The organism is Billgrantia hypersalina, assembly GCF_052584175.1.
Genome location: NZ_JBMIQI010000020.1, coordinates 60339 through 72710, shown reverse-complemented (window position 1 = coordinate 72710; position 12372 = coordinate 60339). Strand labels below are relative to the sequence as shown.

The 12372-nt window shown below is 65.7% G+C and carries 11 protein-coding genes; 2 read left to right on the top strand and 9 right to left on the bottom strand.

Annotation, left to right across the window (positions count from 1 at the left end; all coding sequences use genetic code 11):
* Nucleotides 1-22: 22 nt before the first annotated feature.
* The 8 genes from ACOJCM_RS19110 to ACOJCM_RS19075 all read right to left on the bottom strand — a co-directional run bounded on the left by ACOJCM_RS19110 (nt 23) and on the right by ACOJCM_RS19075 (nt 8822).
* A complete protein-coding gene (locus ACOJCM_RS19110) occupies nt 23-847 on the bottom strand; it encodes an ABC transporter permease (protein ID WP_445213674.1) in 825 nt (274 codons plus the stop codon).
* Nucleotides 844-1779: an ABC transporter ATP-binding protein gene (locus ACOJCM_RS19105; RefSeq protein ID WP_445213673.1), complete on the bottom strand. Its 936-nt coding sequence runs from the start codon at nt 1777-1779 to the stop codon at nt 844-846. The genes ACOJCM_RS19110 and ACOJCM_RS19105 overlap by 4 nt, the downstream gene beginning before the upstream one ends.
* Nucleotides 1776-3086, bottom strand: a complete 1311-nt coding sequence (locus tag ACOJCM_RS19100) for a nitrous oxide reductase family maturation protein NosD (protein ID WP_445213672.1) — start codon at nt 3084-3086, stop codon at nt 1776-1778. Before ACOJCM_RS19100 ends, ACOJCM_RS19105 begins: the two co-directional genes overlap by 4 nt.
* Nucleotides 3087-3191: 105 nt before the next feature.
* Entirely contained in the window at nt 3192-5066 is a 1875-nt protein-coding gene (gene nosZ / locus ACOJCM_RS19095; protein ID WP_445213671.1) for a TAT-dependent nitrous-oxide reductase, read from the bottom strand.
* A gap of 4 nt (nt 5067-5070) precedes the next feature.
* The gene (nosR, locus tag ACOJCM_RS19090) at nt 5071-7212 is read right to left on the bottom strand and encodes a transcriptional regulator NosR (protein WP_445213670.1); all 2142 of its coding nucleotides are present in this window, start codon (nt 7210-7212) and stop codon (nt 5071-5073) included.
* A gap of 283 nt (nt 7213-7495) precedes the next feature.
* Nucleotides 7496-7807, bottom strand: a complete 312-nt coding sequence (locus tag ACOJCM_RS19085; protein ID WP_445213669.1) for a c-type cytochrome — start codon at nt 7805-7807, stop codon at nt 7496-7498.
* 103 nt (nt 7808-7910) lie between these two features.
* Complete coding sequence (locus ACOJCM_RS19080) at nt 7911-8357, bottom strand: Rrf2 family transcriptional regulator (protein WP_445213668.1); 447 nt, start codon at nt 8355-8357, stop codon at nt 7911-7913.
* Between the two features lie 42 nt (nt 8358-8399).
* Nucleotides 8400-8822 carry a YbaN family protein gene (locus tag ACOJCM_RS19075; protein WP_445213667.1) on the bottom strand — a complete coding sequence of 141 codons (423 nt, stop codon included), beginning with the start codon at nt 8820-8822 and terminating at the stop codon, nt 8400-8402.
* Between the two features lie 51 nt (nt 8823-8873).
* Here ACOJCM_RS19075 and ACOJCM_RS19070 point away from each other — a divergent pair, with 51 nt between their 5' ends.
* Together ACOJCM_RS19070 and hemN are read left to right on the top strand one after the other, a co-directional pair.
* Nucleotides 8874-10058: an NnrS family protein gene (locus ACOJCM_RS19070; RefSeq protein WP_445213666.1), complete on the top strand. Its 1185-nt coding sequence runs from the start codon at nt 8874-8876 to the stop codon at nt 10056-10058.
* A 98-nt stretch (nt 10059-10156) separates the two neighbouring features.
* Nucleotides 10157-11542 carry an oxygen-independent coproporphyrinogen III oxidase gene (hemN, locus tag ACOJCM_RS19065; RefSeq protein ID WP_445213665.1) on the top strand — a complete coding sequence of 462 codons (1386 nt, stop codon included), beginning with the start codon at nt 10157-10159 and terminating at the stop codon, nt 11540-11542.
* A gap of 150 nt (nt 11543-11692) precedes the next feature.
* Here the strand turns inward: hemN and ytfE are convergent, their stop codons facing one another.
* Nucleotides 11693-12346: an iron-sulfur cluster repair protein YtfE gene (gene ytfE / locus ACOJCM_RS19060; RefSeq protein ID WP_445213664.1), complete on the bottom strand. Its 654-nt coding sequence runs from the start codon at nt 12344-12346 to the stop codon at nt 11693-11695.
* Between the last annotated feature and the right edge of the window lie 26 nt (nt 12347-12372).

The following is a 12372-nucleotide window of genomic DNA, read 5'->3' as shown; positions in this document are numbered from 1 at the left end:
ACTCCAAAAGCAGTAAGCGGGCTCAAGCCGAACGGTGGCGGAAACGCAGCAGCGCCAGGCCCAGGGGCACCAGCACCCAGGCGGCCAGCAGCGGCAGCAGCACGGTGGGGCGGAAGGCAGCGCCCTCGGCGATCGAAGTCAGGCCGGTGTAGCTGCGTGCCGCCTCGAAGCCGGCCAGGTTGATCAGGCGAAACAGCTCGGTGGGGTTGAGCAGCAGCAGCCAGGGCAGCCAGTCGCCGCCCTGCTTGATGCTGACCAGCAGCGCCAGCAGGCCCAGGTCGAATACCAGTACGAACAGGAACCACACCACTAGCGCCAAGCCCGCGGCGCGGGCCTTCTCGCTCACCCAGACGCTGATCAGGTAGGCGAAGGCGATGAACACCCAGCCCAGCAGCACGCTGCTGGCGATCAGCAGACCCATGCCGGCGGCCAGTTCGCTCAGCGCGACACCTTCGGCGCCGACGGCGATCACCGCGCCGGCGATGCCGAACCCCAGCGCCGTGGCGCTACCGAGTATCAGGCCGTGGCCGAGGAACTTGCCCAGTAGCAGCGCGGTGCGGCTGACGGGATAGGTGAGCAGCAGCAGCAGGGTGCCGGCTTCCTGCTCGCCGACCACGGCATCGTAGGCCAGCAGCAGGGCGATCAGCGGGATGAGGAATACCGCCAGGGTGGCCAGGCTGACCAGGGTGGTGGCGAGCGAGGTGAAGCCCAGTCCACCGCTCGCGGCGGCGCCGAACCAGGCAATGCCCACGGCAAGCAGGGCCAGCACCAGGGTGATCGCCAGCACCCAGCGATTGCGCATGCCGTCGCGAAATTCCTTGCCGGCCAGCGTCAGGATGGCGTTCATCGGGCGTCTCCTCCCTCGCGGGGCGCGAGCCCGGCGGAGAAATGGGTATAGAGGTGCTCCAGCGTTGGCGGCAGCACGTCGATGTCCTCGACCCCAGGATGCGCCGACAGATGGCGCAGCACGGCGAGCTTGGCGTCGCCGGGCACGGAGAGCGTCACTTCGTGGCCGTTGAGCGGCCGCGCTTCGATGCGCGCATCGTTCCAGGGCCGCTGCCAGTCGGCGCCCTCGAGGCGGCCGCGGGCGCGAATGGTCATCGGCAGCGCGGCCTCGGCGCGTAGCGCCTCCAGGCTGCCCAGCGCCAGGCGCCGTCCGCCGCCGAGGATCAGCGCACGGTCGATGTAGGGCTCCACCCCCGGCAGTACGTGGGAGGAGAGCAACACCGTGCAGCCGCGCTCGCGCAATTCTCGAACCGTGTCGTAAAAGTCGCGGGTAGCGGCGGGGTCGAGCCCGGTGGTGGGCTCGTCGAGCAGCAGCAGGCGTGGCTCGCCGAGCAGTGCCTGGGCCAGGCCCAGGCGCTGGCGCATGCCCTTGGAGTAGGTCTTCACGCGGCGCTTGGCGGCCGCGCCCAGGCCCACCCGGTCGAGCAGTTCGTTGACCTGACGACGGTCGACGCGCTTGAGCCGGGCGAAGAAATCGAGCACCTCGCGACCGCTGAGTTGTTCGTAGAAGCTGACGTTCTCGGGCAGGTAGCCCAGGTGGCGGCGCAGCGTCTCGGCATGGGCGCCGTCCGGGGCGCCGCCGAGCACGGAGAGCTTGCCGGCGCTGGGCGAGAGCAGCCCCAGGATCAGCTTCATGGTGGTGGTCTTGCCGGCGCCGTTATGGCCCAGCAGGGCGAGTACCTCGCCCTCGCTGACCGAGAGGTCGAGGGCGTCGAGGCGCACCACGTCGCCGTCGCGCCGGGTCACGCCGTGGAATTCGATCACCGCGTTCATGTGTCGGTGTCTCCGGAATCGGGTTCTGTCATCAGGGGGGCGCTGTCCTTCACGCCCTGTGGGCGGAAGACGGGGAACTGGCGCTGCACCCAGCGCAGGGTCAGCACCGCGGGGCTGTGCATCAGCAGCCGCGCCGCGGGAAAACGCCACAGCAGGCGGTCCATGGCGTCGTTGGGCTCGTAGGGGGTGTCGCCGGTACCGTCGCCGGCCAGGTCCCAGCCCAGGTAGTCGCTCCAGTAGTTGCCGTGGCCGTCTTCCGACCACTCCTGGGTGCGGGTAGCGACATACATCACCTGCTGGCGATTGTCGACGAAGGCGTTGCCCACCACGCCGTTATCCTCGGAGCCGGCAGTGAGGTGGATGCCGATGTCGCTGTCGGCCAGGCGGTTGCCCTCGAAGCGGTTGAACTGGGCGTTGTAGACGAACAGTGCCTTGCCCTCGCTGCCGCTGACCAGCGCCTGTCCGCCTGAGTCCGCTGCCGCACGCACGCCCTCGACGCGGTTGCCGCTCAGCGTCGAGTAGGTGATGTTGTTCATCAGGATGCCGTAGTTGAGGTCGCCCTCGGAGCGGTTGCCGACTACCGTCAGGTGGCGCGACTGCATCAGCGCATAGCCGGTGCGGGTATTGCGGGTCAGGTTCTCTTCCAGGCGGTTGTCGTGGGCGTACATGTAGTGCACGCCATAGCGCAGGTCCTGCATCACGTTGCGTCGCAGCAGGCTCTGGCTGCTGCTGTCGATGTAGATACCGTCGCGTACCTCGCGGATGTCGTTGCCCTCCACCCGTGCGCCCTGCACGTTGTACAGGTGAATGCCGTTGCCGCGGTCCTGCGAGCGCAGCGAGGTGTCGCCGCGTATGACGTTGTCCTGCACCGCCACCTCGTTGGCGGAGTCGAGACGAATGCCGAAGCCGGGACCGGTGAGATGCGAGTGGCGAATGACGCTGCCGGTGGCGCTGCGCTCCACCAGGATGCCGCTGTCCATGGTGGTGAGGTCGCGTCCCCAGTTCTCCACGGTGAGGCCGTCGATCACGCTGCCGGGGGCGGTAACGATGACGCCATGGCCACTGCCGCCAGCGTCGAGCACGGCGCCGGGCTCGGCCTCGACGGTCAGGGTGCGGTCGATCGTGAGCGGGCCAGGATAGCGGCCCGCAGGCAATAGCAGGCGGTCGCCGTCGCTGGCGCGTTCGACCAGCGGCTGCAGCGATTCGCCCGGGCTGGCCTGCCAGTCGGCAGCCAGCAGCACGCCCGGCATGGCCAGCCAGGCGGCAAGAATCGGGATCAGGACGCCGAAAATCGGTCGTCGGGTCATGCATTTCTCCAGATACTATGGGGCTGTGCCGGAACCAGGAACACCTTCTGATCCTGGTTCCGGCGCCCCTCAAGGCAACCAGGGATTACCTGATCGCGATGCCTGTCAGGCCTTCTCGACCAGCATGCGGCCGGTCATCTCCATGTGCATGGCGTGGCAGAACCAGCTGCAGTAGTACCAGTACACACCGGGCTTGTCGGCGACAAAGGTGATGCTGGCGGTCTGCTGCGGGCCGATTTCCATCTGCGCCCCGTGGTTGACCATGCAGAAGCCATGGGTAAGATCCTCCACCTGGTCGAGGTTGGTGATCACCACGGTGACTTCGTCGCCCTGCTTGACCTTGAACTCGGTCAGGCCGAAGGTCGGCGCCACGGAGGTCATGTAGACACGCACCTTGTTACCGTCGCGGATCACCTTGTTGTCGCGCTCGACATTGACGCCGTCGGCTTCGGCCATGGCAATGGTATCGGCGAAGAAGGGATCGTCACGCCGCCACACGCGCAGCGGGTTGATCTGGTCGGCACGCGCCAGAACGCAGTCGTGCGGCTCGGCGTAGGTCGGGCCGTCGTGCACCAGCTTCATCTCGTCGCCGCTGATGTCGATCAACTGGTCGTTCTCGGGGCGCAGCGGGCCCACGGGCAGGAAGCGGTCCTTGGAGAACTTGCACAGCACCACCAGCCACTTGCCGTCGGCATCGCGTGATTCAGTGAGGCTGGCGTGGTTGTGGCCGGGCTGGTAATGCACGTCCAGCTTCTGGCGGATGTAGTTCACCTCCTCGCCGTTGTAGTGGCGAATGGCATCTTCGATGTGCCACTTGGCCACCTGGCTGTCGATGAACAGCGTGGTGTAGGCGTAACCGCGGCCATCGAAGGTGGTGTGAAGCGGCCCCAGGCCCAGTTCGGGCTCGCCGACCACGGTGTCGCGCGGCTCGATGGCATCGCTGAACAGGTCGGGCAGGCGGTCGATTGCGATGATGGTCACGGTCGGCGACAGCTTGCCGTTGGCCATGAAGTACTTGCCGTCCGGCGAGGTGTTCAGGCCGTGCGGGTTCTTGGGCACCGGGATGTAGCGCGTCAGTTGAGAACCCTTGCGGCCGTCGAGCACCGGCACCGGCGAATCGCCCAGGGTCTCGTACTGGCCGGCGGCGACAGCGGCTTCGATCGCCTCGACGTCGAATACCACCACCCAGTCACGCTCGGCGCTCATGGTTTCGGAGAGCGTCACGCCCTTTTCGGAGTTATAGCAAGTGGCGGCGACGAAGCGGCCGGTGTAGTCGGCGTCGGTGTTGTCGAGGTTACCGTCGACGATCACCTGCCAGGCCACGTCCATGCTCTCGGCATCCACTGCGTTGAACATGGTCCAGTAGTTTTCCGGATTCTCCAGATCGCGACCGTCGTTGACCTGCGGGATCGGCAACTCACCGTTGCAGAACACGTACTTGGTGTGTGGCACCTTCTGCAGGCGCAGGCCGTGAATCGCCTGCACGTTGGGCACGGTAGTGATCTTGTCCGTCTTCATGATGTCCAGACGGATGCGTGCCACGCGGGTATTGGATTTATCATTGATAAACAGATACTTGCCGTCGTATCGGCCATCGGTCATCGAGATGTGCGGGTGGTGGGTGTCGCCATTGTGGAAGCGCGCAGACTCGCCCAGGATGCGCTTGGACTCGTTGGTGAGGCCCCAGCCGGTGGCGCTGTCAGTATTGAAGACGGGGATGCGCATCAGCTCACGCATGGAGGGTACGCCCAGCACGCGCACCTCGCCGGAGTGGCCGCCGCTCCAAAAGCCGTAGTATTCGTCGAGTTCGCCCGGTGCCACGCTGCCTTCAGCGGCGCTGGCGGCCTGGGCCTGACGGCTGCCCATCAGCGCGCTGGCGCCGAAACCGCTGGCCAGGCCGGCCCCGGCAACACCGGTCACCGCGCTGTTGCGCAGGAAGTGCCGGCGGCCGAGATTCTCGATCTGCTTCTTGTCACTCATTTTTTCAGTCCTCTTGGTGGGTCGGTATGCGCTGCAGCCGCTCGACGGCGTTGGCGGGTTCATGGAACTCGACGTGACCTTTGCCACCCGATACGCGCGCCGCCTTCTCGTAGCGCTTGCGGCGCTTGATCATCGGTGGGCAGCGGCGGTCGTCGTGGTAGGTGATCTGGCAGTCGAGGCAGTAGTGACACTCGTTGGCATTGATGTGGCCGTCGGGATGGATGGCAGCCACTTCGCATTCGTTGGCGCAGATCTGGCAGGGCGTGCCGCAGCTGCCGCGGTGGCGCTTGAGCCAGTCGAACAGGCGCAGGCGGGCAGGAATGGCGAGCCCCGCGCCCAGCGGGCAGACGTAGCGGCAGTAGGCCTTGTGGGTGAAGGCCGAGATCGCGACCAGGCCCAGTGCGTAGAGCAGAAAGCCCCACTCGCGCTGGAAACGCAGGGTAATGGCGGTCTTGAACGGTTCCACCTCGGCATAGCGCTCGGCCTGCCCCAGCGAATGCAGCGAGACGGCGAACAGGGCGAGCAGAATGATGTACTTGATGGCCCACAGCCGCTCGTGCAGGCCGAAGGGCACTTCGTACTGCTTGACGCCCAGCTTGCGCGCGGCCTTGTTGACCAGGTCCTGCAGGGCGCCGAAGGGACACAGCCAGCCGCAGAAGACGCCGCGGCCCCACAGCAGCAGGCTCACCGCCACGAACGACCAGAGGATGAACATCATCGGGTCGATCAAAAACGACTCCCAGCTGAAGCCGGTGATCAACGAGTTGGTGAAGGTGAGCACGTTGACCACGGAGAGCTGGGCCAGGGAATACCAGCCGATGAAGACCAGCGTGTAGACGAGAAAGCCGAGGCGAAGCGGGCGCATGATGCGCGGGTAGCGTACCAACACGTCCTGGAACAGCATGACGCCGGTCAGGACCACCAGGCCCGCGCCCAGCACGGCAATCTGGAAGGCCTTGTCACGCCACACCTGGACCCAGATCGGTTCCTCCTGGGGCGGCTCCGGGCGTTCGATATAGGCCTCGGGTACGCTGTAGTCGGCGCTGAAGCGGCTGAACTCGGTATCCAGCGGGCCGGAAGCGCGGCGCACCAGCAGCTCCAGCTGCCAGGGCTGGCCCGGGTCGAAGGCGGCATGCTCGCGCACGATGAAGATGTCGCGCTCGACGAAGTCGGGGGCCCCCTCGATGGAGAGGCTGCCCAGGCGAATGTGATCGCTGTCGTGAAAACTGACGGTGGTGTTGCCCTGGCTGAGTTCAAGGCGGTCGAAGATGCCGCCGCGCACGTAGCCCGAGCCCTTGAAGGAGTAGTCGCCGCGGCCCATCACGGCGATGGCGTGCTCGCCCTCGTCGAGCTCGGTCATCAGCCGCTCGTAGCCACCGTCGCCCAGCAGGTTTCGGCCGGCGGTGGGCGGGTTGAGGTAGGTGTAGAAGAGCTCGATGAAGGTGCGCTCCGCCGGCTGGGGCGTGTGCAGGTAGTTCTCGGCGGGGGTTCCGACAAACGCTTCGTCCACTTCGCCGTGGGACAGATGCAGCCGACGAATGGTGCCGTCGCCGGTCAGAGCCTCCCAGTCGGCAGGGGTGTAAACGTCCTCGAGCACCCGGGCTGCCGGCATGGCGGAGGGATCGTCGATCAGCCCCTGTTCGGCGGCCACCTGGCGCGCCGCGCGCAGGATAGTATCGCTGACCACGATGACGGTGACCGTGGCGCCGGAGATGGCGTCCAGGTTGTCGCCGACCTTGAGCCGGTCGCTGACGTGGGCGCCCACGTGGGCATCGGCGAAGCCCTCCAGCTTCGCCTCGGGGATACCCACCAGCATGATGGGCTCCTCGTGGCCGAGGATATCGGCCAGTACGATGCGCCCTTCCAGGTCGATACCCACCAGCAGGTTGACCGGCTTGCCCGAATAAGCGGGGATGGGGGCGATATCGACACTCTCGAAGACGTAGCCCAGCGGCTCTCCCGCGTCATCCAGTACCGCCATGGTGGGAAGGGTGCCCTCGGCCTCGCTCAACCGGGTCGCTTCGGGGAAACCGGGGCGAACCTGCTCCAGCTCGATGGCCGAGGCCGGCAGGGTGAAGAGCAGGATCAGCAGACCGATCAGCCAGGTAGGAGCCAGGAGAGACGGGGCGCTGCGCCGGGTAGGCATGGGCTTTCCTTGTTGCCGAACCTGTATGACCTCGAGCGATGGTTTAACAGGTATGCGAAATATGACTTTTGCTGCTGAGACCTATCATGCCAGTTGCTCCTGGGGCGGGAATTGACATGGGTCATGAGCCGAGCGGCACGGCACGAAGCGGAGGGAGTAACCCTTAAGTAGTAGGGGAGGCGCTAGTGGGGGGGGAACGAAAAAGGCGGGACGCTTCGCCGCACTTGCGACTTTGCGTCCCGCCTTGTCGGCGGGAGGTCCCGCCAGAGTAGGGTAATTAGAGTTAAAGCACCGGCTCGAGCATGAAGTCGACGGCGGCCTGTACTTCCTCGTCGCTCAGGTTCATGTGGCCACCCTTGGGCGGCATGGCGCCGATGCCCTCGATGGCGTGCGCATAGAGTGTGTCGACGCCTTGGTCCAGGCGCTCGGCCCAGGCGTCTGCATCGCCACGGATCGGGGCGCCGGCGGCGCCGGTCATGTGGCACGCCATGCAGGCCTGGTTGTATACGGCCTCGCCGTCGGCGTCCGCCTGGGCGGAAGCGGCGAAGGCCAGGGTTGCGGCACCGGCGAGCAGGGCGGCAGTCAACTTCTTCATGGTGTTCTCCAGATGCTTTTAGTCACGGTGAAGCCAGTAGGGAGCGAATGAATTCCACTTGGCGCCTGGCCTCGATAAGGAGCCAAAGTGGATTTTGGCACATTCAGGCCGGGCTGGTAGCGATCTGCATCAAGTGGGCAAGCTGCGGCTGTCGGAAGCTGAGCATGTCGGCCAGGGTATATCGATCCAGTACGGCCAGGAAGGCGCCCAGCGCCTCGTTGAAGATCGGCTTGAGCCGGCAGGCTGGAGTGATGACGCAGTCGTTATTGTCGCGAAAGCACTCCACCAGACCGAGCTCGTGTTCGGTGTCGCGTACCAATCCGCCGAGAGAAATCTCCTCGGGAGCGCGATTGAGCAACAGGCCGCCGTTCTTGCCGCGAATGGTGGTGATATAGCCGCGATGGCTGAGATCCTGCACCACTTTCATCAGATGATTGCGCGAGACGCCGAAGCTCTCCGCGATCTCATGGATCGTTGAGCGCTCCTCGCCCTTGACGGCGAGATAGATCAGCACGCGCAACGCATAGTCGGTGTAGCGGGTCAGGTGCATGGCAAGTCCAGCAATGGCTTGATAAGCAACAGTTAAAGTACGCTAAAACCTTCGTATCATAGCAGTACACACCTTATGGCGTTCGCTGTCCCGAGGTGTGGCATCGGGTCGCGTCAGCACGAAGGCGGTCACGCCGCAGAACAGCGCCGCCGTCGCGGCCAGAACAAGACCGGGGGCCCCGCTCAGCCACAGCATCAGCCAGCTCAGGGCCAGCATCAGTGCCGCCATCCGCTTGGCTCGCCTGGGGATGGCGCGCTGTCGCTGCCAGGCCAGCAGGCACGGCCCCAGCCGCGGATGCTGCATCAGCCAGCGGGCCAGGCGCGGCGAGCCCTTGGGTGCGGCCCAGGCGGCGAGCAGCAGGAAAGGCGTGGTCGGCAACAGGGGCAACACGGCGCCAGCGGCCCCCAAACCGATACAGCCGTAGGCCAGGGTGCGCCAGGCCAGGCGAATCAGGTCTTCTCTCATGCCTCCCTCGCGACGGTTTCCAGCAACGATACTAAGTAGTATTTTATATACATGTTTAGAACGGTTGCCAAGCCCGGCGATAACGCAACCGCCGGCCCTACGACTCATCGGCTCCCCGCCTGGCGCTGGCTGTTCCCGCTGGCAGCGCTGCATGCCGCCTTGATGGCGCCGCTCTCGCTGCTGGCGCTCTTTCACCGCTGGGAGCCGGTGCAGCTGGCGTCGCCTGTCGTGCACGCGCGCGAAATGCTGTTCGGTTTCGCCCTTGCGGTGATTGCCGGCTATCTGCTGGGGCCCGTGCCGCGGCGTCAGTTGAGCATGCTGGTGGCGCTGTGGCTGATGGGGCGGCTGGGCGTGCTGGACTGGCCCGGTGCGGTAGTGGCTTCGCTGGCCGACGGGCTATTTGCGCTTTGGGTGGCCGCGCAACTGGTGCCGCGCTTCATCGCCGCCAAGAAGTGGCGCAATCGGCTGCTCTCGCCACTTCTTGGCATGATATGCCTGCTCGCCGTGGTGACCCTGGCCTGGCGCCATCTCGACGGCATGCCGAACACGGCTCCCTTGATGCACCTGGGCGTGCTGTGGCTGGCGCTGCTGATGACCTTCATGGGCGGTCGCGTCATTGCACCGGCGGTCAACGGCTATCTGATGCGGGCGTCCCGTCAGGCCAGTGCCGGCGTGCAGCCGCGTATCGAGGGGGCGCTTATCGTGCTGCTGGGGCTGGCGCCCTTGATGATGCTGTGGACGACGCTGAGGCCGCTGGCGGCTCTGATGGTCCTGGCGGCGGGGCTCCTCGTGCTGTGGCGCATCCGCGGCTGGAAGCCGCTGCTGTGTCGCGGCAGGCCGGACCTTCAGATGCTGATGCTGGGCTACGCCTGGATCGCCATCGGGCTCATTCTGCTGGCGCGCCACTGGTGGGTATCGCAGCACGCCAGCACAACGCTTCATGCCTTGACCGTGGGAGCGCTGGGTACGCTTGCCAGCGGTATCATGCTGCGCCACGCGATCCTGCGCGCAAAACGACGCCCCGAGCAGGAAGGGGCACTGCTTCCGCTGGCCGGGCTGTTTGCCGTGGCGACGATGCTACGGCTGGGGGCGTTCGAAGCCGGCAGCGCCTGGCTGGTGCTGCTTTGGTTGTCGGCCGCGGCATGGAGCCTGGGCTGGCTGGTGGTGGCCTGGCGGCTGACCGTCTGGAGCCCCCTGGCGCTGCGCGAGCCGGGCAAACTTGACCGGGGACAATAGAGGGGCGCGCTGTCGAGACGCTGATTCATAGCGAGTGTCATACTGTCGGGCATGAGGCATGGCTTGCCACGCCGACGTTTCAAGAGGCTGTTTCAATCATGCAAGATGATCTGCTGTTCAACCGCCCGCTGGTGGAGAAATACGACCGCCCAGGCCCCCGCTACACGTCCTACCCGACAGCACCGCAATTTCACGCGGCCTTCGCCGAGGACGACTACCGCGCCGCCGCCGAGCGCAGCAACCGCGTCGCTTCGCCCAAGCCGCTATCGGTCTATGTACACATCCCGTTCTGCAAGAGCCTTTGCTACTACTGCGCCTGCAACAAGATCATCACCCACAACACCGAGCGGGCAGCCGAGTACCTCGAGTGGCTGAAGCAGGAGATCCGCGTACAGGGCGCCCTGTTCGACGAAGGGCGGCGCATGACCCAGCTGCACCTGGGCGGCGGCACGCCCACCTACCTGAGCAACGCCCAGCTCGGCGAGCTGATGGCGGCCCTCGACGAGGCCTTCCACTTCGCCAAGCCCGAGGCGCGCGAGTTCTCGCTGGAGGTCGATCCGCGCACGGTCACGCCGGTACAGATTCACGAGTTGCATGCGCTGGGCTTCAACCGCCTGAGCTTCGGCGTGCAGGATTTCGACCCCGACGTGCAGAAGGCGGTCAACCGGGTGCAGAGCGAGGCCCAGGTGGTGGAGCTGGTCGAGGCAGCCCGCGAGGCCGGCTTCCAGTCGGTCAGCGTCGACCTGATCTACGGCCTGCCGTTGCAGACGGTGGCGAGCTTCGATGCCACGCTGGACAAGATCATCGCGCTGCGGCCCGACCGCATCGCCGCCTACAGCTACGCGCACCTGCCCGAGCTGTTCAAGGCCCAGCGGCTGATCCGCCCCGAGGACATGCCGCCACCGGAGCGCAAGCTGGAACTGCTGGAACTGACCATCCGCCGGCTGACGGCGGCCGGCTACGTCTACATCGGCATGGACCACTTCGCCCTGCCCGACGACGAGCTGACCCTGGCCAAGGAGAACGGCACCCTGCAGCGCAACTTCCAGGGCTATTCCACCCACGCCGACTGCGACATGATCGGCCTGGGCATCACCTCCATCGGCAAGGTGGGCGACAGCTACAGCCAGAACGTCAAGGAGACCGCCCAGTACCAGCACCGCCTGGAGGGCGACCGCCTGCCGGTGATGCGTGGCTATCGCCTCAACGACGACGACCGCCTGCGCCGCGACGTGATCAACGCCCTGATGTGTCACGGACGCATCGACTTCGCCGCCATCGAGGCGCGTCACGAGATCGCCTTCCGCGACTACTTCGCCGATGCGCTCGAGCAGCTCGAGGAGATGCAGGCGGATGGCCTGCTGACGATCCGCAGCGGCGCGATCGACGTGCTGCCCGCCGGGCGCCTGATGATGCGCAACATGGCGATGGCCTTCGACGCCTACCTCAAGCCTGAAGAGAACCGCTACTCGCGCACTGTCTGAACGCCTCCCCGAATGCAAACGGCGCCCCACGGGGCGCCGTTTTGCGTTAGACCGCGGTGGTCTCAAGCGGGGGCGGGAAGCGAGCAGGGCTTTTCCTGCCGGGGCGAAGCCGCGCCCTTCATCTCTAGCGCGGGCGGCGCTGTGCAGAAATCAGACGCGCTCGAACAGCAGGTTGTTTTCCAGGTGAATATGCTCCATCAGGTCCTCGCGGAATTCGCGCAGGCCGGTATAAAGGGCACGCCAAGTGGTACAGGCGCCCTTGGGCGGGGTGATGTCGTTGGTCAGCTGCATCACCTGCTCCAGGTTCTCGCCATGGTCGTCGTGCTCGTGGCGCATCACCGCGATCGGCCCCTGGGCCTGGGCGCCCATGCCTCGCCGCAGCATGGGGAACAGAATCTGCTCCTCCTTCTGCATGTGGCTCTCCATCTCCTGGTAGATGACCAGCAGCAGGTCGGCGAGACCGTTGGGGCAACTGTCGCGGTCGCCGTGGACCTGCTCGACCCGGCGCGCCATGCGGATCAGCTCGGGAAGCTGCTCGCGATGAACGTCGTGGTAGCGGGTCAGGATGTGATCGATCAGCTCGTCATTGCTGGCCTCGCGCCAGTCGCGCTGTTCGCTGCTGACAGCCGGCAGCGCCTCGAGCTCGGCGACCAGCCGATCCACATGCAGGCCGGCACGCTCGGCGGCCTGGCGCAGGCTGATGCGCCCGCCGCAGCAGAAGTCGATATTATGTCCATGAAAGATACGGGTGGCACCGGGCAGCGACAGGGCAATGCGGCCGACGGTCTGTTCCAGCAGGCTCATGCGGTAATCCTCGGTGTTGGTTGACA

Excerpts from the sequence above, each read along its gene's own strand:
- ACOJCM_RS19110 (WP_445213674.1), bottom strand. The coding sequence starts at position 847 with ATGAACGCCATCCTGACGCTGGCCGGCAAGGAATTTCGCGACGGCATG.
- ACOJCM_RS19105 (WP_445213673.1), bottom strand. The coding sequence starts at position 1,779 with ATGAACGCGGTGATCGAATTCCACGGCGTGACCCGGCGCGACGGCGAC.
- ACOJCM_RS19100 (WP_445213672.1), bottom strand. The coding sequence starts at position 3,086 with ATGACCCGACGACCGATTTTCGGCGTCCTGATCCCGATTCTTGCCGCC.
- nosZ (WP_445213671.1), bottom strand. The coding sequence starts at position 5,066 with ATGAGTGACAAGAAGCAGATCGAGAATCTCGGCCGCCGGCACTTCCTG.
- nosR (WP_445213670.1), bottom strand. The coding sequence starts at position 7,212 with ATGCCTACCCGGCGCAGCGCCCCGTCTCTCCTGGCTCCTACCTGGCTG.
- ACOJCM_RS19085 (WP_445213669.1), bottom strand. The coding sequence starts at position 7,807 with ATGAAGAAGTTGACTGCCGCCCTGCTCGCCGGTGCCGCAACCCTGGCC.
- ACOJCM_RS19080 (WP_445213668.1), bottom strand. The coding sequence starts at position 8,357 with ATGCACCTGACCCGCTACACCGACTATGCGTTGCGCGTGCTGATCTAT.
- ACOJCM_RS19075 (WP_445213667.1), bottom strand. The coding sequence starts at position 8,822 with ATGAGAGAAGACCTGATTCGCCTGGCCTGGCGCACCCTGGCCTACGGC.
- ACOJCM_RS19070 (WP_445213666.1), top strand. The coding sequence starts at position 8,874 with ATGTTTAGAACGGTTGCCAAGCCCGGCGATAACGCAACCGCCGGCCCT.
- hemN (WP_445213665.1), top strand. The coding sequence starts at position 10,157 with ATGCAAGATGATCTGCTGTTCAACCGCCCGCTGGTGGAGAAATACGAC.
- ytfE (WP_445213664.1), bottom strand. The coding sequence starts at position 12,346 with ATGAGCCTGCTGGAACAGACCGTCGGCCGCATTGCCCTGTCGCTGCCC.